The organism is Actinophytocola glycyrrhizae (assembly GCF_042653545.1).
Classification (GTDB): Bacteria; Actinomycetota; Actinomycetes; order Mycobacteriales; family Pseudonocardiaceae; genus Actinophytocola; species Actinophytocola glycyrrhizae.
Window position 1 is genome coordinate 525,802 of sequence record NZ_JBHSIS010000006.1, and the last position, 21,299, is coordinate 547,100.

Below are 21,299 nucleotides of genomic sequence, written 5' to 3' on the forward strand. Positions count from 1 at the left end.
ATAAGAGGTGGCCATGTCCGGAGTCCTTCGCGTCACCGTCCTCGCGCTGGCCGTCGCTGTGACGGCCGGCTCGGGCGTGAGTGCCGCCGAGTCGCGGGGCGGGGTCACCGGCCGCTTCGACGTGCCCTTACCCGGGTACGCGTCACCACACACGGTCCTGCGGGACGGGCCACCGGCCTCGGTCGGCCTCGATCCCGCGCCCATCGACGCGGCGCTGGGCCGCATCGACGAGTGGACCAGGAAGAACTACGACCCGAGGCTGACCGTGCCGCTGTACTCCGGCGCGGTCAGCCTCGTCGCGCACGACGGGGTCGTGGTCGGCCGCGACACCGCCGGGTACGCGGTCCGGTACGCCGACGGGGCGGGCACCGAGCTGCCCGAGGACCAGCGGGTCCCGATGCGGCAGGACACGATCTTCGACATGGCTTCGGTGTCGAAGCTGTTCACGTCGATCGCCGTGATGCAGCTGGTCGAGGCGGGCGAGGTCGACCCGGACGAGCCGGTGGCGACCTACCTGCCCGAGTTCGGCGTGAACGGCAAGGAGTCGATCACCGTCGCGCAGCTGCTCACGCACACCTCGGGCCTGGTGTCGTGGCTGCCGCTGTGGTCGGCGCACCCGGACATCCCGTCGCGGATCAAGGCCGTGATGGACGTCTCGCCGCGCACGACCCCGGGCACGAACTACGAGTACTCGGACCTGAACCTGATCACGCTCGGCGTGCTGGTCGAGCGGCTGACCGGCAAGAAGCTGGACGAGGTGGTGGCCGAACGGATCACCGGTCCGCTGGGCATGGCCGACACCGGCTACAACCCGCCCGCGTCGAAGCTGGACCGGATCGCGGCGACGGAGTACCAGACGACACCGCCCCGCGGCATGGTCCGCGGCTCGGTGCACGACGAGAACGCCTGGTCGCTCGGCGGGGTCGCCGGGCACGCCGGTGTCTTCTCGACCGCCGGTGACATGGCGGTTCTCGCGCAGACGATCCTCAACGGCGGCAGCTACCGCGGCCAGCGCATCATGCGGCCGGAGACGGTCACGGCGATGCTCACCGACCACAACGAGGACTTCCCCGGCCACGACCACGGCTACGGGTTCGAGCTGAACCAGATGTGGTACATGGGCGCGCTGGCGGGCCCGCGCACGGCGGGGCACACCGGGTACACGGGCACGGACGTGGTCATCGACCCCGCGTCGCGGTCGTTCGCGATCCTGCTCACCAACCGGGTGCACCCGAGCCGTAGCTGGGGGTCGATCAACATCGCCCGCGAGGCGCTGAGCGGCGGGCTTGCCAGAGCGCTCGCGGTGAAGCCTCGGCACGGCAGGGACGCGTGGTATGCGGGCCTTGGGGACGCATCCTCTGCGTCACTGACGACAATTACGCTGCACCCTCGGCGACCCGTTCGGGTGAACTTCGACGCCTTTGTGGACACGGAGAGCACGGATCGGCTGGTATTCGAGGTAACCACCGATGGGGCGACCTGGACGGCGGTGCCGTTGTCCGTCCAGGGCCGCGGCGCACCGGACGGAACGGTCGATTCGCTCGCCGGAAACGGCCACCGCGCATGGTGGCGAGTCGAAGCCCGGTTGCCGTACGCAGCGGAGATCACGCTGCGCTGGCGATTCGCTACCGACGCCCGTTACACCGGGCGCGGCGTGCACCTTGACCACATCACGGTCACGGAACGTGGTCGAACGCTCCTCAACGGTGAGAAAGAACCCCACAAGCTCGGGCCGGAAGGCTGGCAGCTTAGATCACGATGAGAAAGAAAACTGGTTGAAGCGCTAACAAGGTGCGGTCGGACGTCGACTGGGATGTTGCACGCACACAACCGCACCTGAAGTTTCGACTGGTTTTGGGTAGCGTTGTCTACAGACGACGGCTGCCGCCTTGTCATCCACATGCCTGTTAGTAACTTTCCCACGTGAGCGCGAGTGCCATGACCACACAACACACTGAGTCAAGTCCGCTGGTCCGAATCCGGTCGCTCCTGCCCGGTCTGGCCCGCGCCGAACAGCGGGTGGCGAAGGTCGTCCTCGACAGCCCCGGCACCGTCGCCCGGCGCAGCATCACCGAGGTCGCCGAGGCGGCCGGTACGAGCGAGACCACCGTCACCCGTTTCTGCAAGGCCATCGGCGTCGGCGGCTACCCGGAGCTGCGCATCGCGCTGGCCGCGGACACCGCACGTTCCGAGGCCCGCGTCGACCGGGACCTCGGGGGCGAGATCGCTCCCGACGACGACATGGCCACCGTGGTCGGCAAGGTCACCTTCGCCGACGCGCGTGCCGTCGAGGAGACGGCCGCCCAGCTCGACGCCGAGGTGCTGGAGAAGGTCGTCGCGGCACTGGCCTCGGCCGGCCGGGTCGACGTCTACGGCGTCGGCGCCAGCGCGTTCGTCGCCGCCGACCTGCAGCAGAAGCTGCACCGCATCGGGCGGATCAGCTTCGCGTGGAGCGACACCCACATCATGCTGACCTCCGCCGCCGTGCTCGGGCGCGGCGACGTGGCCGTCGGCATCTCGCACACGGGCGCGACGGCCGACACCGTCGAGGCCCTGCGCGAGGCGCGGCGCGCCGGTGCCACGACCGTCGCGCTGACCAACTACCCCACCGCGCCGATCAGCGAGGTCTCCGACCTCGTGCTCACCACGGCGGCGCGGGAGACCACGTTCCGGTCCGGCGCCATGGCAAGCCGGATCGCGCAGCTGACGGTCATCGACTGCCTCTTCATCGGGGTCGCCCAGCGCCACCTGGACGACTCGATGAAGGCCCTCGACGACACCAGGGACGCGGTGGGCTCGCACCGGCTGGAGACCCGCCACGACGGTCGCCGCAAGGCGCGGGAGACCGGTAAATGATCGGTGGGGGAGGCAGCAACATGACTGTGCCGCGACAGGCCGTGCACGTCGAATCGCCGACGGAACGGCGGAACCCGCGGACGACGGATCTTGATCAGCTGCCGACGCTCGACCTGCTGAGAGCGATCAACGCGGAGGACCGCCTGGTGCCCGACGCGGTGTCGGCGGCGCTGCCCTCCCTCGCCACCGCGGTGGACTTCGCCGCCGAGGCACTGCGTGCTGGTCACCGCGTGCACTACGTGGGCGCCGGCACGTCCGGCCGGCTGGCGACCGTCGACGCCGCCGAGCTGGTGCCGACGTACAACACGCCTGCCGACTGGTTCGTGGTGCACCACGCGGGCGGCAACCACGCGCTGCAGAACGCGGTCGAGGACGCCGAGGACGACGACGGCGCTGGCGCGGCGGAACTCGCCGCGTCGGCCTCGGCGGGCGACTTCGTGCTGGGCCTGACCGCGTCCGGGCGGACCCCGTACGTGCTCGGCGCCCTGCGTGCCGCCCGTGAGCTCGGTGCGCACACGGGGCTCGTGTTCTCCAACCCGCACGCGACCGGCCTGCTCGACATCGACGTGCTGATCGAGGTCGACACCGGACCCGAGGTGGTCGCCGGGTCGACCCGCATGAAGGCCGGCACCGCGCAGAAGCTGGTGCTGACCGCGTTCTCGACGGCCGTCATGGTGAAGCTGGGCCGCACGTACTCGAACCTGATGGTCAGCATGCGCGCCACCAACGCCAAGCTGCGCGGGCGGACGCTGCGGATCCTGCAGGAGGCCACCGGGGTGAGCAGGCAGGAGTGCGCGGTCGCGCTCGACGAGGCGCGAGGCGATCTCAAGGTCGCGCTCGTGCACCTGCTGTCTGGCGTCGACCCGGAGCGTGCCGCCGCCGTCCTCGCCGCCACCGACGGCCACGTCCGCCAGGCGCTGACCAAACTGGACACGTCCGCGTTCTGATCAGGGGCCCCTCAGGAAGTGGGCCGGGACTCCCGGCCCACTTCCTGAGGGGCCCGCTCGGCGAAGAACGGGGGACTCGCTCCTCGCCGCCGGAAGCGCGCTGGCGAGGCGGGTCAGGCGGGTAGTGCCGATTCCGCGATGCTCGTCGCCTCGCGGGCACCCGCCGCGATGGCCTCGCACGAGAACAGCAGCCACTCGGTGAGACCGTCGCCGCCGCTCGCGAACGCGGCGGCCGCTTCGCGGTAGCGGTCGGAGCGGCGCAGGTAGAAGACCTCCGGCACGATCAGGCCCTTCGGGTCGAGGCCGGTCGCGATCATCGTCAGCCGGGCCGCCGCGCGTGCGACCACCCCGTCCGCGGTGCCGAACGGGGACAGGGCCAGCAGCTCACCGTGCACGACCGCGGTCAGGACGGGCCCCGGCACGGACGTGCCACCCGCGACGATCCCGGCCAGGATGTCCAGCCGCTTGGAGATCCAGCGCGCCTGCCGGGGACGGCCGAGCGAGTCGTCGTCCGCCAGGTCGGCGGCGGCCAGAACGTGCAGCCGGGCCAGCGCCTGCATGGGGGCGCGCTGCCACACCGCCAGGATCGGGCCGATGGACTCGCCGATGCGCAACGCACCCGCGAGGTGCGGATCCGTCACCTCGCCGGTCGTCGGGATGTCCGCCGCGCCGCCGTCGAGCGCTGCGGACGCGCGGGCGGCGCGCACCGATGCCTCCGCCGCGGTGGCGGGCCAACCGCGCCGGTTCGCCGGGTGTCCGTGAACGGAGTCGACCGCCTCACGGGCGGCGGCCACCGCCTCGTCGACGCCGGGCAGCTCCAGCAGCGGTGCCAGGGGGTCTGTCACGTGGACGGACCCTACCGGGTGACATCCGTCCGGGAACCTCCAGTTCATTGGTCTGGACCTCTGTACGTGCTGTCGCCAGGCGTGATAGAGCACTACCGTTCACGGCAGACACACGCCGTCCCCTGGGTCGAGGAGGATCCGCATCATGACCGAGCAGTCCGGCCAGGGCCAGACGCTGGACAACCTGCTCACGGAGAGCAGGACCTTCCCGCCGAGCGACGAGTTCGCGCAGCAGGCGAACGCCAAGGCCGACCTGTACGAGCAGGCGGACGCCGACCGCGAGGCGTTCTGGGCCGCGCAGGCGGAGCAGCTGACCTGGGAGACACCGTGGAACCAGGTGCTGGACTGGTCGAACGCGCCGTTCGCGAAGTGGTTCGTGGGCGGCAGGCTCAACGTCGCCTACAACTGCGTCGATCGCCACGTCGAGGCGGGCAACGGGGACCGCGTCGCCATCCACTGGGAGGGCGAGCCCGGCGACGGCCGCACCATCACCTACGCCGACCTGCTGCGCGAGGTGTCGAAGACCGCGAACGCGCTGGCCTCGCTGGGCATGCGGACCGGCGACCGGGTCGCGATCTACATGCCGATGCTGCCGGAGGCGATCTTCGCGATGCTCGCGTGCGCGCGGCTCGGCCTGACCCACAGCGTCGTGTTCGGCGGGTTCTCCGCGGAGGCGCTGCGGTCGCGCATCGACGACGCGCAGGCCAAGCTCGTGATCACCGCCGACGGCCAGTACCGGCGCGGCAAGCCGGCACCGCTGAAGGCCGCGGTGGACGAGGCGGTCGCGAAGACGCCGTCGATCGAGCACGTGCTGGTGGTCAGGCGGACCGACACCGACGTCGAGTGGACCGAGGGCCGCGACGTCTGGTGGCACGACACCGTCGACGGGCAGTCCGACCAGCACACGCCGGAGGCGTTCGACTCCGAGCACCCGCTGTACATCCTGTACACCTCCGGCACGACCGGTAAGCCGAAGGGCATCCTGCACACGTCCGGCGGCTACCTGACCCAGACCGCGTACACGCACAGGAACGTCTTCGACCTGAAGCCGGAGAGTGACGTGTACTGGTGCACCGCCGACATCGGCTGGGTGACCGGGCACAGCTACATCGTGTACGGACCGTTGGCGAACGGTGCCACGCAGGTCGTGTACGAAGGCACGCCCAACACGCCGCACGAGGGCCGCCACTGGGAGATCGTGCAGAAGTACGGCGTCACCATCTACTACACGGCGCCCACGCTGATCCGCACCTTCATGAAGTGGGGCAAGGAAATCCCCGCGAAGTACGACCTGTCGACGCTGCGCGTGCTCGGGTCGGTCGGCGAGCCGATCAACCCGGAGGCGTGGATCTGGTACCGGGAGACCATCGGCGCGGCCAGGACCCCGGTGGTCGACACGTGGTGGCAGACCGAGACGGGCGCGATCATGATCTCGCCGCTGCCCGGCGTGACACCCGCGAAGCCGGGTTCCGCGCAGCGCGCGCTGCCGGGCATCTCCGCGAAGGTGGTCGACGACCAGGGCAACGAGGTCGCCGCCGGTGGCGGTGGCTACCTGGTGCTCGACAAGCCGTGGCCGTCGATGCTGCGCGGCATCTGGGGCGACGAGGAGCGGTACCGGGACACGTACTGGTCGCGGTTCGCCGACCAGGGCTTCTACTTCGCGGGCGACGGCGCGAAGTACGACCTGGACGGCGACGTCTGGCTGCTGGGCCGGGTCGACGACGTGATGAACGTGTCCGGCCACCGGATCTCGACCACCGAGGTCGAGTCGGCCCTGGTGTCACACCCGACGGTGGCCGAGGCCGCGGTAGTCGGCGCGTCCGACGCGACCACCGGCCAGGGCATCGTGGCGTTCGTGATCCTGCGCGGCGGCGTCGCCGAGGACGAGGCCAAGGGCGCGAACGCGATCAAGGCGCTGCGCGACCACGTGGCGAAGGAGATCGGCCCGATCGCCAAGCCGAGGCAGATCATGGTGGTGCCGGAGCTGCCGAAGACACGGTCCGGCAAGATCATGCGCCGCCTGCTGCGCGACGTGGCCGAGAACCGCGAGATCGGCGACGTGACCACACTGGCCGACTCGTCGGTGATGGAACTGATCTCGACCGGCCTGAAGGACACCGGCTCGGACGAGTGACCCGACCCGACGACGGGCCGCGACCAGTGTGGTCGCGGCCCGTCCCGTTGTGCGACAAACTCGGCGTCCCGTGCCCGCCCGCCGGTGTCCCGAAAGCGCCGTTCAGGGCATGACACCCGCGCCCGCGCAGCGACGCCGGGCGCGCAGCGCCCGACGGGCCCCCGCAGGACGGGCCGGTGCCGTGAAAACACAACAAGTGCCGTCAATGGGCCATTCAGGGCGCCCAGCGCCCTAAACGCGCCTTTCAGGGCATTGCCACGCCGACCTGCGAAAACAAGCAAACCGCGCGGAACGCAACCCCCACCCGAACCCGGGGGCGTCCCGCCATGCCAGTCTACCGGCACCCACCGACAAAACAAGGCACACGAGCCCAACTGTGGATAACTACCCCAGCTGTGGACAACTCCCCCCACGGACTGGGCGCGCCCGGCCCGGTCGCGGTTCAATATGGCGGTGTCAGTCACCCATCCCGGCGAGCCGCACCACGCGAGTCTCGGTGAGCGGCTCAACTGGTTGCGGGCCGGTGTGCTGGGGGCGAACGACGGGATCGTGTCGGTCGCCGGGGTGGCCGTCGGGGTGGCTGGGGCGACGCCCGACCGGACCGCGATCCTCGTGGCGGGTGTGGCGAGCCTGGTCGCCGGTGCGCTCTCGATGGCGGGCGGTGAGTACGTCTCCGTCTCCACGCAGCGCGACACCGAGCAGGCCGCGCTCCGGCTGGAGCAGTACGAGCTCGAGACCATGCCGGAGGAGGAAGAGCGGGAGCTGGCCGAGATCTACGAGGAACGCGGCCTCTCCCCCGGTCTCGCCGCCGAGGTCGCGCACGAGCTGACCGAGAAGAACGCGCTCGAGGCCCACGCGGAGGCCGAGCTCGGCATCGACCCGGACGACCTCACCAGCCCCTGGCTCGCGGCATGGGCGTCGCTCGTCGCGTTCACCGTCGGCGGGTTGCTGCCGTTGCTCGCGATCTCGGTGCCGGGGGTCGGCATGCGGGTGTGGGCGTGCGCGGCTGCCGTGCTGGTCGGGCTCGTGGTCACGGGTGCGGTCAGCGCCCGGCTCGGCAACGCGAACGTCACCCGCGCGATCGCCCGGAACGTCGGGGTCGGGGCGTTGACGATGCTCGTCACATATCTTGTCGGGGTTTTGTTCGGGGTCACCGTTGGCGGTTAGGGTCGTCGCAGGTGAGCCGGGAAGTCTGGTCGGCATGTTCAGTCCCCGAACCCCAGGAGATCCGTGACCGAGTTCGGCCGCTTCCTCCGCACCGAGACTGTTGGCGGATCGATCCTCGTCGGCGCCACCGCGATCGCGCTGCTCTCCGCGAACGGGCCGTGGGCCGACGCCTACCTGACGTTGCGGGACACCGAGGTGGGGCCGCACTTCCTGCACCTGAACCTCACCGTCGGCGACTGGGCCAAGGACGGGCTGCTCGCGCTGTTCTTCTTCGTCGCGGGGCTGGAGCTGAAGCGGGAGCTGGTCGTCGGCGAGCTGTCGCGGCTCAAGAACGCCATGCTGCCCGTGATCGCCGCGTTCGGGGGCATGGTCGTCCCGGCACTGGTCGCGCTCGGGGTCGGCTGGGGCGATCCGCGCATGGCGCAGGCGTGGGCGATCCCCGTCGCCACGGACATCGCGTTCGCGCTCGGGGTGCTGGCGCTGACCGCGTCGGGGCTGCCGAGCAGTGCGCGGGTGTTCCTGCTCAGCCTCGCGGTGGTCGACGACCTCGGCGCGATCCTGGTGATCGCGATCCTGTTCACCGGCTCGTTCGACCTCGTCGCGGCGGGCGCCGCGGTGGCACTGCTGGTGCTCTACTGGTTCCTGCAGCGCAAGCGGGTCCGCACGCCGTGGGTGTACGTGCCGGTCGCCGTCGCCACGTGGGTCGCCGTCCACTCGTGCGGGGTGCACGCCACCGTCGCCGGTGTCGCACTCGCCCTCCTGACCAGGGTGCGCGCCGATCCCGGCGAGGACGAGTCGCCGTGCCTGCGGCTGGAGCACCGGCTGCAGCCGTGGTCGGCCGGTCTCGCGGTGCCGGGGTTCGCGCTGTTCGCGGCGGGCATCACGATCAACGGTGAGGCGCTCGGCCGCCTGTTCACCGACCGGCTCTCGCTCGCGATCATCGCCGGTCTGGTGGTCGGCAAGCTCGTGGGGATCGTCGGGTCGTCGCTGCTCGCGGTCCGGTTCGGGGTGGCCAGGCTGCCCTCGGACCTGGAGAAACGGGACCTGGTCGCGGTCGCGATGCTCGGCGGGGTCGGGTTCACGGTGAGCCTGCTGATCGCCGACCTGTCGCTCGACGGGCCCGACATGGAGCTCGCGAAGGGCGCGGTTCTGGTCGCTTCGCTGCTGGCCTCGCTGCTCGCCGCGGTGCTGTTGTTGCGCAGAAGCAGGGCGCATTCGGTGGGTTGACCCTGCCCGGCCAGCTTCTTTGATCCGCACATGGCACGATGGCGCGGTGACCAGTGCGCACGAGAACAGCCACGGAAACGGGGCGGGGCTGCCCAGGGTCCCGTCGATCCCGCTCTCGGACGACGCGAGCGCATCGGGAGACCAGTCGATCGGCGGCCTGGTCAAGGACGCCACGACACATCTGTCGACGCTGATCAGAGGCGAGCTCGAACTGGCGAAGGCCGAGGTCGCCGGCGAGGTGAAGAAGGGCCTGACGGGCAGCATCTCGCTGATCGTCGCGCTCGCGGTGCTGCTGTTGTCCATCCCGTTCCTCTTCGTCGCGTTCGCGCTCGGGCTCAACGACCTCGTGGACTGGGAGGACCACCCGTGGGCTGGCTTCCTCATCACGTTCGTGCTCTTCCTCGTCGTGGTCGGCCTGCTCGTGCTGGTCGGAGTGCGCAAGATCAAGCGGATCCGGGCGCCGCAGCGGACGATCGACTCCGCGAAGGACACCATCGCGGCGCTGCGCCGCGGTGATGACGACCAGTACGACGAGCTGGAACTCCGCCGCTCTTGAGCGGCCCGAGCACCGTCGTGCGTCCCGATCCGTCGACAGTGCGCCTCGACGGGCCATGGGTGCATCGCGATGTCCACGCCAACGGCATCCGGTTGCACGTGGCGGAGGCCGGTGAGGGCCCGCTTGTGTTGCTGCTGCACGGGTTCACCGGGTTCTGGTGGTCCTGGCGCCACCAGCTCGGCGCGCTGGCGGACGCCGGCTACCGCGCGGTCGCGGTCGACCTGCGTGGCTACGGCGACTCCGACAAGCCGCCCCGCGGCTACGACGGCTGGACCCTCGCGGGTGACGTCGGCGGGCTGATCAAGGCGCTGGGTGAGCCGTGTGCGCACCTGGTCGGGCACGCGTGGGGCGGCATGCTGGCGTGGACGGTCGCCGCGCTGCACCCCCGGCTGGTCCGGTCGGTCACGTCGGTCGCGTCCGCGCACCCGATGGCGCTGCGCAGGCAGATGCGCCGCACCGCGTTGCACCGGAAGGCGACCAACCAGGCCCGCGCGCTCGGGCACGTGTTCCGCGCGCAGGTCCCGATCGCGCCGGAACGCTGGCTCACCAGGGACAACGCGGCGACCGTCGAGGAACTGATGCGCCGCTGGTCTGGTCCACAGTGGACGGAAACACCGGACTTCGCGGCGACGGTCGGCAGGCACCGCTCGGCGATGATGGTCCGCGGCGTCGCGCACAGCGCGCTCGAGTACTACCGCTGGGCCGGCCGCTCGCAGCTGCGTGGCGAGGGCCGCCGGTTCTCGGAAGCCATGCAGCGGAAGGTGACCGTGCCGGTGCTGCAGCTCGCGGGCGCGGTCGACCCGTGCGTGCTGCCGCGCACGCTGACCGAGTCGGCGGCGTGGGCGACGCGGCCGGTGCGGACGACGACGCTCGACGGGGTCGGCCACTTCCCGGAGCAGGAGGCGCCCGCCGCGACAAACCAGGCGCTCGCCGAGTTCCTGACGCGATAGTCCGGGACATCTCAGGGTTCTCCCGGAGACGGCGGTGCGCCCGCCGGCGAAAGACTCGGCGCATGAAACGTGTTTCCGTGCTGCTGGCCGCCGTCCTGCTGACGGGTGTCGTGACCGGCACCGCAGCGGCCGAACGAGGCAATACGCCCGACTGGCAGCCCTGTGAGCCGGACAGTCCCGTCGAGTGCGCGACGATCACCGTGCCCGTCGACCACACACGTCCCTGGACAGGGACGATCGAGGTGGCCGTCGCCCGCCAGCGGGCGACAGGCGAACGCGCGGGCACGCTCGTGTTCATGCCGGGCGGGCCGGGCGGTTCCGGCGTCGACCGGTTGCTGGCCGGGAACGTCGTGCCGGCCGCCGTGGCGGAACGGTACGACGTCGTCAGCTACGACCCGCGCGGCACCAACCGCAGCCACCCCATCGAGTGCGACGCGAACCTCGTCGCGAACCTGCCGAACGTGATCCCCGGGACCGGGGCGCGGCTGGCGGACATCCAGGAGTATGCCCGCGATCTCGGCACCAGCTGCCGCGAGCACACCGGTCCGCTGCTCGACCACGTCGACAGCGTGAGCGTCGCCCGCGACATCGACGCGCTGCGGGCCGCGCTCGGCGAACGGAAGATCACGCTGTACGGCCGGTCCTACGGCACGTTGGCAGGTCAGATGTATGCCGAGAACTTCCCGCACCGGGTGCGGGGCATCGTCCTCGACAGCGTCTTCGACCACGGCCTCAGCCAGTCGACGTTCATCACCACGCAGGCGGCGGCCGGTGAGGACGCGTTCGCCGCGTTCGCGAACTGGTGCGCGGACGACGCCACGTGCGCGCTGCACGGCCAGGACGTGAACCGCCTGTATGGCGACCTGTGGGAGCAGTCCCTGCGTGGCGAGCTGCCGGTGCCCCCCGTCGCGCTGAACCAGAACACGCTGAACAAGCTCTACGGCCCGGACTGGGCGGGGCTCGCCGAGCAGCTGAAGGGACTGGCCGAGGGCGCACCCCAGACCGCCTCGGCGAGGACTGCTCCGTTCCCGGTGGCTGCGTTCTGCACCGACCACCGCGTCCGGTTCTCGTCTCAGGGCGAGTGGTTGTCGTTGTGGCGCAAGCAGAACGCGGCGGCGCCGGTCATGCGCACGCACTTCGCGTTGGCGGTCGTTTCGCTGTGCTCGGCGTGGCCCGCGGCCACTCCCAACCCGCAGCACCGCACCGACGCCGACGACGCGCCGCCGATCCTCATCATGAACTCGCTGCACGACCCGGCGACCGGCTACGCGTGGGCGAAGGACGTCCACCGGCAGCTCGACGACAGCGTCCTGCTCACCTACGACGGCGCGGGCCACGGTGTCATGGACCGCACCGACTGCACCAGGGCCGTGTTCACGGACTACGTGCTGGCCCGCGAGACCCCGCGGCCCGGCACGCACTGCCCGGCGGGCTAGGTCGCGCAGTTTCCGGTCGCCACCGCACGGGACAGGCCCGGGGCCGCTTCGACCTCCTCCGCCACCTCGGCGGCGGTCAGGGCGAAGCCGGTCTCGGACTGGTCCGTCGCGGCGCCGAAGATCACGCCGATCACGCGGCCCTGCGTGTCGACCAGCGGGCCACCCGAGTTGCCGCTCTGCACCAGCGCGCGCAGGGTGAACACCTCACGCTGCACCTGCTTCGCGTCGTAGATGTCCGGCCCGTTCAGCGTGATCTGGTCCCGCACCCGGGCGGGTGCTGCCCGGTACGGCCCGTCCAGCGGGTAGCCGAGCACGATCCCGTCCTGGCCGGAGGCCGCGGGCTGGCCTGCGAACGACAGCGGCGCCGCGGCCAGGCCGGGCACCGACAGCACCGCGACGTCGGTGTCCGGGTCGTACAGCACGACCCGCGCGTCCAGTTGGCCGTCGTCGGTCTCCACCACGACCTCGGTGGTGCCGGCGACGACGTGCGCGTTGGTCATCATCCGCTCCGGCGCGATCACGAACCCGCTGCCCTCGAGCGCACGCGAACAGGACGGCGCCCGTGCGTGGATCTTCAGAATGCTCGGCCGCACGTTCTGTACGACCGCGCTGTTCTGCAGTGCCGGGTCCGGTGGCGCGACCTCACGGTTGGGGGTCCGGTCGAACGGGTCGACGACCTCCGGGAACCCGGACACGTCGAGCAGCCGCCGCAGCTCGTCGGGAAGGTCCTGCGCGGCCTGCGGCATGACCTTGTCGACACCGCCGAGCACGGTCGAGTTGCGGATCGCGGACGCGAGGTCCGGCAGGCCGCCCACGGTGACCAGCGGCAACGCGATCAGCCACGCCACGACGAACACCACGGCACCCTGCACGACCGCGCCGAGCGCGTTGTCCACCCCGGCGAGCCGCGGTGACTTGATCTTCTCGCGCAGACTGCGGCCGAGCCACACGCCGAGTGTCTCGCCGAGCGCCACCAGCAGCACGAAGATCGCCACGGCGAACGCGACCCTGGTCGGCGTCGACTCGATGTACCGCACCACGAGCGGCGCGATCTTGATGCCCGCGATGGCGCCGAGCAGCACCCCGATGAACGCGGGCAGCGCGGTGATCACGCCCTGCCGCGCACCCGAGATCGCGGCCAGGATCGCGAGCAGAATCACGACCAGGTCGACCCAGTTCACCCGTTCATACCTCCCCGACGCTCTGCGTCACTGAACGCCAAGCGGCGTCAAGGTCGCGTATGTCCGAGCCGTCCCACGGCTTCGCCCAGCCACCGAGTTCGAGCAGCAGAGTCAGCAGCGCAGCGGTGAATCCCCACACCAGCATCCCCGGCAGGGCGAACGCGGGTCCCGTGAAACCGGACGGGTGCCTGCACAGGAACCGGTTCGCGGGATCGACGAGGTCGGTGACCGGCACGCGGGCCACCGCCGCGCTCTCCGCCGGGTCGACCGCCCACACCCGGCTCGGCTTCTCCCAGTGCGCGACCACCGGCGTGACGTGGAAGCGGGACACCGGGATGTGCAGCTGGGGCAGCAGCGCGACCGGCCGCACGCCCGCCGGGTCGAGCCCGGTCTCCTCAACGGCCTCGCGCAACGCGGTCTCGACCGGTCCGTCGTCGCCGGGTTCGCTGGAGCCGCCGGGGAACGCGACCTGCCCCGAGTGCGCGCCGCCGCCGTCGGCCCGCAACTGCAGCAGCACGTCCGGGCCGCGGGTCTCGTGCTCGCCGAACAGGATCAGCACCGCGGCGTCGCGGGCGTCGGCCGTCGGCGGCGAGATGCGCCGGAACATCGCCGGGTCGAGGTCGCGGCTGCCCTCGACGACCGGCCGCAGCCATGCGGGGATGATCGCCGGGTCGACCAGCGGTCCGTGGTCAGCCATTCGCGACTGCCTGCCTGACCTGGTCGGCCGAGGTGAACACCCGGGGGCTCTCGATCAGCGTGATCGCACCGTTCTCGACCAGGTACGAGGCGGGCAACCCGATCGGGTGCAGTTTCTGCCTGGTGCGGCCGTCCTCGTCGAGCAGGCTCGGCAGCCGCACGTTCAGTGCGGTGAGCAGTTCGAGCGCGTCGCCCGGCCGGGACTCGACGCCGAGGGTGACCACCGGGATGGCGTCCGGCCCTGCCGCGTACTCGGCCAGCACGGGCAGCTCGGTCTTGCACGGCTCGCACCAGGTGGCCCACATGTTGACGAGCACCCGGTCGCCGAGCGCGGTCGCCACGTCGAGCGTGCCACCGTCCGCGAGGCACTCGACGGTGATCCCGCGCAGGTCGGCGGGGCCCGCCGCGCCTTCGGGGCAGGAGGGCAACGCCGCCTTGGCGCGCGCGCCGGACAGGTCGGTGGCGGTCCGCGTCGTGTCCCGGGGCGGCGTCGGCTCCGGTTCGGAGCGCGGCCAGATCGCGACCACGCCGGCGATCATCAGGATCACCGCCGCGATCGACCACCGCGCTCCGTTCCCCATCTACGCGCGCCCCGGCTTGTACCCGTTGCGGACGCGTTCCGCCAGGTCGATCAGGTGCGGCGCCTCCGGTCCCTTGACCAGCTTCACCGCCTCCTCGAACTCCGTGGGCCCGGTGCCGGACGACGGGCAGTCCTTGGCGAGCACGCACGCGCCGCACGCCGGCTTGCGCGCGTGGCACACGCGGCGGCCGTGGAAGATCACCCAGTGGGACAGCATCGTCCAGTCCTTCTTGGGGACCAGCTCGCCGATCGCGTGCTCGACCTTGACCGGGTCCTCCTCCTCGGTCCACTCCCAGCGGCGGACCAGGCGGCCGAAGTGCGTGTCGACGGTGATGCCGGGAACGCCGAACGCGTTGCCGAGGATCACGTTGGCGGTCTTGCGGCCCACCCCCGGCAGGGTGACCAGGTCCGCCAGCTTGTCCGGCACGTCGCCGCCGAACCGTTCCACGAGCGCGGTCCCGAGGCCGATCAGCGAGGTCGTCTTGTTCCGGTAGAAGCCGGTCGGCCGGATCAGCTCCTCCATCTCCAGCCGGTCGGCGCCCGCGTAGTCGGCGGCCGTCCGGTACCGCGCGAACAGCGCGGGCGTGGTCAGGTTGACCCGCGCGTCGGTGCTCTGCGCGGACAGGATCGTGGCGACGGTCAGCTCGAGCGGGTTGGTGAAGTCCAGCTCGCAGTGCGCGTCGGGGAACGCCTCGGCCAGGACTCTGGTCATCCGGCGGGCGCGGCGGACCAGGCTGGTCGGCGGCGGGGTTTTGACGGTCGCGGCGCGGGGTAGCTGTCGAGTGGCGGGCGGCACCCCGCTAGCCTACGGGCCGCCGCACAACCACATCCGTGCCATGGACGTCCATCAAGTGAGGGACACGCCGGACCTGGTGGTCCGCGTCACCCGACCGGAACTGAGCGAGGATCACAACACTATGGCTGTCTGGTTCGTGTTCGCCGTCCCGATCGTCGTGATGTTCTTCGCCCTGTTCATGGAGCGGGTCGAGGCGCGGCTCCGGCACGTCGCCGTCCAGGAGGACGAGGTCGAGGCGTTCCTGGACAACCCGCGCCCGGACGAGGTCCGCGCGCTGTACGGCCACGGCATCGGCCGTGCGCTCGAGCTTTTCCGGCTGCGTCGCAAGGGCAAGGTCAGCGCGCGCGCCAAGAAGGTCATGAACGCGCCGACCGTGCGTATTTCGCGGGCCGACCTCCCCAAGAGGATGGGCTGACGACATACCCGTGGTATGCCCTACGAGGTGATCCACCGCACACGCTCTACACTTCCCAAGGGTGATCAGGGCGCCGTTGCCGCTGTTCACCGCACGAGTCTGATTGGGAGGGACGCAGGTGGACGAGACCCTTGCCAGGGCCGGCATCTTCCAGGGTGTCGAACCGGCTGCCGCTGAAGCGCTCGCTCAGACGCTGGAAACCGTCGAGTTTCCGCGTGGGCACGTGATCTTCGCGGAGGGCGAGCCCGGCGACCGTCTGTACATCATCCAGTCGGGCAAGGTGAAGCTCGGCCGCAAGTCACCGGACGGCCGGGAGAACCTGCTGGGCATCATGGGCCCCGCCGACATGTTCGGCGAGCTGTCCATCTTCGACCCCGGCCCCCGGACCTCGACCGCGACGACGGTCACCGAGGTCGTCGCGCGGACCATGGACCGGCCGGCGCTGCGCCAGTGGATCGCGACCCGCCCGGAGATCGCGGAGCAGCTCCTGCGCGTCATCGCACGCCGCCTGCGCCGGACGAACGGCATGCTGGCGGACCTGATCTTCACGGACGTGCCGGGCCGGGTCGCCAAGGCGCTGCTGCAGTTCGCGCAGCGTTTCGGCAGCCAGGAGGCCGGTCTGCTGCGAGTCATGCACGACCTCACGCAGGAGGAGATCGCCCAGTACGTCGGTGCGTCCCGCGAGACGGTCAACAAGGCCCTCGCGGACTTCGCGCACCGGGGCTGGCTGCGGCTCGAGGGCAAGAGCGTGCTGATCCTCGACCCGGAGCGCCTGGCCCGCCGCGCCAGGTGACCCACGTCCAAGGGCCCGCGCCGACCAGGTGCGGGCCCTTCGGCATGCCCGGACGAGGGCCGAGTTGTCCACAGGTTGTCCACACGTGGCCGTTGCCTGTCGGTGCACTGCCGTAGCGCGGAAACCGGGGGCCGGAGGCCAGACCCGCCGCTCAGAACAGCGAAGGAGCCGGGTGCCGCCCCCGACGCGGCACACCGGCTCCTTGCTTTGCGTGAACCATCCCCCGACGGCCCACGCTCCCCGCCCTCCGAACCATTAGGCCCCGACCCATGTCTGTCGGAGGGAGCTTGTTCAGTTGAACGCACACCATCGCAGATCGTTACCCGCGAACGGGAGCTTTTTCATATACGAGGACTGATTCGAGTACCCATCCGTTGTGCGGTTCTCCCCTGTCGTTATCGAACCGTTACCAAATAATTCGATTGGTACGCATGTACCAAAATTTGTCATACTGGTACGCGTGTCCCACTCCGCCGGCCTCGCCGACTTCCGCGCCGCGCTGACGACGCCGGGCGCCCGTGCTCCCGTACTCACATCACTGCTGGCCAGGATGCCGATCGCCATGGTCGGCCTGTCCTTGCTGCTGTACGTGCAGCGCGAGACCGGCTCGTTCACGATCGCCGGTTTCGTCTCCGCCGGCTCGCTCGTCGGCGTCGCCATCGGCGCCGTCGCGCAGGGCCGCATCATGGACCGCCTCGGCCCGACCCGGCCGCTGCTGATCGCGTCGGCCCTGTTCGTGGCGACCGTCACAGCGGTGATCGTCGCCATCGAGGCCGACCGGAGCGGGCCCGCGCTCGTCGCGCTCGGCTGGCTCATCGGCCTCACCGAACCGATGGTCGGCTCCGCGTCCCGTGCACTGTGGACACACCTGGTGCCACCCGGCCCGATCCGCCACGCCGCCTTCGCCTACGAGGCCATCAGCCTCGAGGTCTTCTTCATCCTCGGGCCCGCGCTCGCCGGCATCATGGTCGCGGCGCCGTGGGCGGGCACCGGCCTCGTGTTCAGCGCGGCGTGCATGGTGGTCGGCGGGGTCGGCTTCGCGTTCACGGCCGCGGTCCGCGCCGTGCGGCCTGCCCCGAGCCGTGGCGGGAACCTCCTCGGCGCCCTCGCCACCCCCGGCATGCGCACCGTGGCGCTGGCGGCGCTCGGGTTCGGCGTCACCGTCGGGTTCGTCGAGGTCGCCATCCCCGCGGCCGCGACCAACGCCGGACACGCGCCGCTGGGCGGTGTCATGCTGGCCGCGTGGTCGCTGACCTCGGTGGTCTTCGGCGTGTACTACGCGTCCCGGCCGTGGCCGAAGCCGATGGGACTGCGGCTGCCGTTCCTGCTCGGCATGTTCGCGCTGTTCGTAGCGCCGATGGCGAGCACGTCGAGCCTGATCTGGCTGGCTGTGCTGTCGCTGTTCGCGGGCATGTGGATCACCCCGCAGTCCACGACGCACTCGACCGCGATCGAGCTGGTGGCGCCGGAGGGCACGGCGACCGAGGCGTTCGGCTGGATCATCACGTCGGTGACGCTCGGCCTCGCCGCCGGCCAGTCGGTCAGCGGTTACCTGGTGGAGCGCGTCGGTGTGTGGTCGGCGTTCATCGCCGCCGGCGTCGCGGGTGTGCTGATCGCCGGGCTGGTCCTCGCCCGCAGGCACACGTTCGCCGAGCAGCCGGAGCCCGCGCCGGAACTGGCCGCCGTGAACTGACCGACCGCGATTGTCGGTGGTCGCGGCTATCTTGTGCGCATGGACGTCACCGTCACCACCGCAGAACTCGCCGGCGCGGCATCCGCGCTGGTCAAGCTGGTTCCCGGCAAGCTGATCGACCCGGTGCTGGCCGGGCTGCTGATCACCGCGACGCCCGAGGGTGTCGCGCTCGCGGCCAACGACCGGGAGCGCGCGGTCAGGGTGCACCGGAACGCGGTCGTGCACACCGAGGGACGGGTGCTGGTGCCGGCCAAGCCACTGGCCGACACGTTACGTGCGCTGGAGCAGGAGCAGGTCCGGCTGGTCGTGGAGGGCTCGAAGCTCGCGATCCGCGCGCCGGGCGCCCGCTACGCGCTGCCGCTGCTGGACGCGGACGTCCACCCCGGTGTCGGCGCCGCTCCCGCGGTGGCGGGCACGGTCGACGGCGGCCTGTTCGCGTCCGCGCTGGCCACGACGGTGCTGGCGGCGTCGCGGGACGACGCGTTACCCATGTTCACCGGCGTCCGGGTCCGCTCGGAGGACGACCGGCTGATCATGGTCGCGACCGACCGCTACCAGATGGCGCTCGCGTCGCTGCCCTGGCACGCGCGGGGCGAGGTCGACGCGCTGGTGCCGGCGAGCCTGCTGAACGAGCTGGCTCGTCAGCTCCCGGCCGGCGAGGTCACGGTGCACGCCGACCGCGACCGGTTCGGTCTCGGCTGGCGCGGCGCGCTGGCCACGACCGCGGTGCTCGACGGCTCGTTCCTGCACGAGTCGAAGATCCACCTCTCGGACGTGGACACGGTCGTCACCACCGACGCCGACGCGCTGGCGGGTGCGGTCCGCCGCGTCGGCCTGTACACCGACGCCCGCGGTGTCCTGCTGGTGGAGATCGGCGATGGCGAGATCCGCCTGCGTGGCGCGGACTCGAAGGCGGGCGAGGCGGAGGAGTCCGTCAAGGCTGGGGTGGACGGTGGCCGCACCGGCCAGGCCTACCAGTCCCGCTTCCTGACCGACGCGCTCCGCTGCTTCGGCGGCAAGGAGGTCCGGATGGAGATCCAGCCGGGCATGCGCGCCACCGTCTTCTCCGCGGTGGAGCCGACAGAACCGACGGTCCGCTACGTGGTGATGCCCATGCTGCCGCCCAAATGACGTCAGCGGGCCTCGCCCGTGGTGCGGAGGTGGTCGAGCTGCGCGCGGACCGACCACTCGGCCGGTCCCCACAGCGACTCGTCCACGTCGCGGTACACGTGTTCCACGATCTGGCGGGCGGTCGCGTCGGCGCCGAGGACCCGAAGCGCCGCGCGGACCTGGTCGAGCCGCTGCTCGCGGTGCGTGAGGTACTGGCGCGCGGTCTCGGCGATGTCGGGCAGCTCGGGCCCGTGGCCGGGCAGCGCGATCGTGTCGCCGGGCAGCGCGGTCAACCGGCGCAGTGTGCCCAGGTACGCGCCGAGGTCGGAGATCACCGTGGTGCCGCGGCCGAGCACCGAGTCCCCGGTGAGCAGGGCACCGTCGAGGGCCAGGCACACCGAGTCGTCGGTGTGGCCGGGGGTGTGCAGCACGCGGATCGCCAGACCGGCGGCCTCGATGACCTCGTCGTCGGTGAGGGCGGCCGCGTCCGCGCACAGCGCCGGGTCGAACGCGCGGACCGGCGCACCGACGCGGCGCGCGAGCCAGGGCGCGCCCTGCACATGGTCCGGGTGGTGGTGGGTCACCAGGATCAGCGCGACCTCACCAGCCGCCTCGGCGACGCGGGTCAGGTGCGGCTCGTCCTCGTAACCGGGGTCGACGACGACACACGCCGACGCGCCGGGGGCACGCAGCAGCCAGGTGTTCGTGCCCTCGAGCGTCATCGTGCCCGGGTTGTCCTCGAGCATGACCGAGGCGGTGCCGGTGACCGTCCGCAGCTCACCGTAGGCGGGGTGCCCGCCCGGTACCCGATGGTTGGCTCCGCTCATCGACCGATCCGGTCGTCGGGCCGGGCGTCGAGGTGCGCGGGCGAGTCGTCGTAGCGCGGGTCGCCGGGCAGGACGATGCGCAGGGAGTTGCCGTCGCGGGCCACCTTGGGCATGAGCACGGTGATCGGCCGCTCGACGGCCATGGCGTCGGCGACGGTCGCGCACTCCTCCAGCTCGGCGAGCGTGGTCCAGGTCGGCGGCAGCAGCCCGTCACGCCCGGCTTTCCAGTCGTCGAGCGCGTCACCGGGCCGCTGCCAGCGCGTGTCCTGGGCCTCGGAGGTGTCCCCGTCGGCGCGCTGCCCCTCGGGCAACCGCGCGAGGAAGAACCGCGTGTCGAACCGGCGGGTCTCCTGCTCGGGCGTGAGCCAGTTGGCCCAGGGCCGCAACAGGTCGGCCCGCAGCACAAGCCCGGCCTCAGCGAGAAACCCGGCGAGCGACAACTCCCGGTCCACCAGCTGCTCCCGGGCCGCGGCGAACGGCCGCACGTCGGCGACGACGCTGTGCCCGTCTGGCCCGGCAAGAAGAACCCCGGACTCCTCGAAGGTCTCCCGCACGGCAGCGCACACCAGCGCCCTGGCGAGCCCCACGTCGCAGAAGAACCGCTCGGCCCACCACTCGGGCGCGGGCCCGTGCCAGGCGATGGAGGTGTCGTCGTCGCGCCGGTCGACCCCACCCCCGGGGAAGACGGTCATCCCCCCGGCGAACGCCATGCCACGCACCCGCCGCTGGAGGAACACCTCGAGCCCGGCAGCCGTGTCCCGGACAAGCATCACGGTGGCCGCGTCCTTGGGAGTGACCGGCGGGTCAGGCGGTTCGGGCGGCACCAACCCGGACGGCAGGCTCAGCTCCTTCGGCAGCTCACGCACAGAGGGAGCCTACTTCGACGTCCCACCCCGACAACCCCACGATGAGGCGCAGGCCACGAACACACCCAGCCCCGGCGACCGCCGAAACCCCCGCGCACGTCAACACGCAAACCCACGCCGCCCTCGGGTCCCGAGGGCGGCCTCCGGCCCCCCGAAATCCAGCGTAGCGGCAACCACCGACAGAACCGGGCCTCGAAGACCGAGCCTGTGGACAACCCGGCACG

General features: G+C 71.2%; 20 protein-coding genes. 13 read left to right on the forward strand and 7 right to left on the reverse strand.

Features of this window, described 5'->3' with window-relative positions:
- Positions 1–13: 13 nt before the first annotated feature.
- From ACFPCV_RS13220 to ACFPCV_RS13230, 3 genes are all read left to right on the forward strand, one after another.
- Entirely contained in the window at positions 14–1,762 is a 1,749-nt protein-coding gene (locus ACFPCV_RS13220; protein ID WP_378056410.1) for a serine hydrolase domain-containing protein, read from the forward strand.
- A gap of 176 nt (positions 1,763–1,938) precedes the next feature.
- Positions 1,939–2,856 (forward strand): MurR/RpiR family transcriptional regulator, encoded by a 918-nt coding sequence (locus tag ACFPCV_RS13225; RefSeq protein WP_378056411.1) that lies wholly within the window; start codon positions 1,939–1,941, stop codon positions 2,854–2,856.
- 20 nt (positions 2,857–2,876) lie between these two features.
- On the forward strand, positions 2,877–3,803 hold the full coding sequence (locus ACFPCV_RS13230; protein WP_378056412.1) for an N-acetylmuramic acid 6-phosphate etherase: 927 nt from the start codon (positions 2,877–2,879) through the stop codon (positions 3,801–3,803).
- Between the two features lie 113 nt (positions 3,804–3,916).
- Here ACFPCV_RS13230 and ACFPCV_RS13235 read toward each other — a convergent pair whose 3' ends face one another.
- Positions 3,917–4,648 carry a Fic family protein gene (locus tag ACFPCV_RS13235; protein ID WP_378056413.1) on the reverse strand — a complete coding sequence of 244 codons (732 nt, stop codon included), beginning with the start codon at positions 4,646–4,648 and terminating at the stop codon, positions 3,917–3,919.
- A gap of 145 nt (positions 4,649–4,793) precedes the next feature.
- Here ACFPCV_RS13235 and acs point away from each other — a divergent pair, with 145 nt between their 5' ends.
- The 6 genes from acs to ACFPCV_RS13265 all read left to right on the forward strand — a co-directional run bounded on the left by acs (position 4,794) and on the right by ACFPCV_RS13265 (position 12,118).
- Positions 4,794–6,782 (forward strand): acetate--CoA ligase, encoded by a 1,989-nt coding sequence (acs, locus tag ACFPCV_RS13240; RefSeq protein ID WP_378056414.1) that lies wholly within the window; start codon positions 4,794–4,796, stop codon positions 6,780–6,782.
- A 453-nt stretch (positions 6,783–7,235) separates the two neighbouring features.
- A complete protein-coding gene (locus ACFPCV_RS13245) occupies positions 7,236–7,949 on the forward strand; it encodes a VIT1/CCC1 transporter family protein (protein WP_378056415.1) in 714 nt (237 codons plus the stop codon).
- A gap of 63 nt (positions 7,950–8,012) precedes the next feature.
- A complete protein-coding gene (nhaA, locus tag ACFPCV_RS13250) occupies positions 8,013–9,176 on the forward strand; it encodes a Na+/H+ antiporter NhaA (protein ID WP_378056416.1) in 1,164 nt (387 codons plus the stop codon).
- A gap of 46 nt (positions 9,177–9,222) precedes the next feature.
- Positions 9,223–9,732: a phage holin family protein gene (locus ACFPCV_RS13255; protein ID WP_378056417.1), complete on the forward strand. Its 510-nt coding sequence runs from the start codon at positions 9,223–9,225 to the stop codon at positions 9,730–9,732.
- Between the two features lie 59 nt (positions 9,733–9,791).
- The gene (locus ACFPCV_RS13260) at positions 9,792–10,682 is read left to right on the forward strand and encodes an alpha/beta fold hydrolase (RefSeq protein WP_378056418.1); all 891 of its coding nucleotides are present in this window, start codon (positions 9,792–9,794) and stop codon (positions 10,680–10,682) included.
- A gap of 62 nt (positions 10,683–10,744) precedes the next feature.
- Entirely contained in the window at positions 10,745–12,118 is a 1,374-nt protein-coding gene (locus ACFPCV_RS13265) for an alpha/beta hydrolase (RefSeq protein ID WP_378056419.1), read from the forward strand.
- On the opposite strand, the gene ACFPCV_RS13270 is transcribed toward ACFPCV_RS13265, so the two are convergent.
- From ACFPCV_RS13270 to nth, 4 genes are read right to left on the reverse strand one after another with little or no spacing between them, the layout of a single operon-like run.
- The gene (locus ACFPCV_RS13270; RefSeq protein WP_378056420.1) at positions 12,115–13,299 is read right to left on the reverse strand and encodes a MarP family serine protease; all 1,185 of its coding nucleotides are present in this window, start codon (positions 13,297–13,299) and stop codon (positions 12,115–12,117) included. The genes ACFPCV_RS13265 and ACFPCV_RS13270 overlap by 4 nt on opposite strands.
- A 4-nt stretch (positions 13,300–13,303) precedes the next feature.
- Entirely contained in the window at positions 13,304–13,996 is a 693-nt protein-coding gene (locus tag ACFPCV_RS13275) for an NUDIX hydrolase (RefSeq protein WP_378056421.1), read from the reverse strand.
- Entirely contained in the window at positions 13,989–14,576 is a 588-nt protein-coding gene (locus ACFPCV_RS13280; protein ID WP_378056422.1) for a redoxin domain-containing protein, read from the reverse strand. The genes ACFPCV_RS13275 and ACFPCV_RS13280 overlap by 8 nt, the downstream gene beginning before the upstream one ends.
- Positions 14,577–15,287, reverse strand: a complete 711-nt coding sequence (gene nth, locus ACFPCV_RS13285) for an endonuclease III (RefSeq protein WP_378056928.1) — start codon at positions 15,285–15,287, stop codon at positions 14,577–14,579.
- A 205-nt stretch (positions 15,288–15,492) separates the two neighbouring features.
- On the opposite strand from nth, the gene ACFPCV_RS13290 reads away from it, so the two are divergent.
- The 4 genes from ACFPCV_RS13290 to dnaN all read left to right on the forward strand — a co-directional run bounded on the left by ACFPCV_RS13290 (position 15,493) and on the right by dnaN (position 19,403).
- The gene (locus tag ACFPCV_RS13290) at positions 15,493–15,786 is read left to right on the forward strand and encodes a hypothetical protein (protein WP_378056423.1); all 294 of its coding nucleotides are present in this window, start codon (positions 15,493–15,495) and stop codon (positions 15,784–15,786) included.
- Positions 15,787–15,904: 118 nt separating this feature from the next.
- Positions 15,905–16,579, forward strand: coding sequence for a Crp/Fnr family transcriptional regulator (locus ACFPCV_RS13295; RefSeq protein ID WP_184811270.1), 675 nt, complete (start codon positions 15,905–15,907; stop codon positions 16,577–16,579).
- A 460-nt stretch (positions 16,580–17,039) separates the two neighbouring features.
- Positions 17,040–18,272, forward strand: a complete 1,233-nt coding sequence (locus ACFPCV_RS13300) for an MFS transporter (protein ID WP_378056424.1) — start codon at positions 17,040–17,042, stop codon at positions 18,270–18,272.
- A gap of 39 nt (positions 18,273–18,311) precedes the next feature.
- A complete protein-coding gene (gene dnaN, locus ACFPCV_RS13305) occupies positions 18,312–19,403 on the forward strand; it encodes a DNA polymerase III subunit beta (RefSeq protein ID WP_378056425.1) in 1,092 nt (363 codons plus the stop codon).
- 2 nt (positions 19,404–19,405) lie between these two features.
- On the opposite strand, the gene ACFPCV_RS13310 is transcribed toward dnaN, so the two are convergent.
- Complete coding sequence (locus tag ACFPCV_RS13310; protein ID WP_378056426.1) at positions 19,406–20,209, reverse strand: MBL fold metallo-hydrolase; 804 nt, start codon at positions 20,207–20,209, stop codon at positions 19,406–19,408.
- Positions 20,206–21,066: an NUDIX hydrolase gene (locus ACFPCV_RS13315; protein ID WP_378056929.1), complete on the reverse strand. Its 861-nt coding sequence runs from the start codon at positions 21,064–21,066 to the stop codon at positions 20,206–20,208. The genes ACFPCV_RS13310 and ACFPCV_RS13315 overlap by 4 nt, the downstream gene beginning before the upstream one ends.
- Between the last annotated feature and the right edge of the window lie 233 nt (positions 21,067–21,299).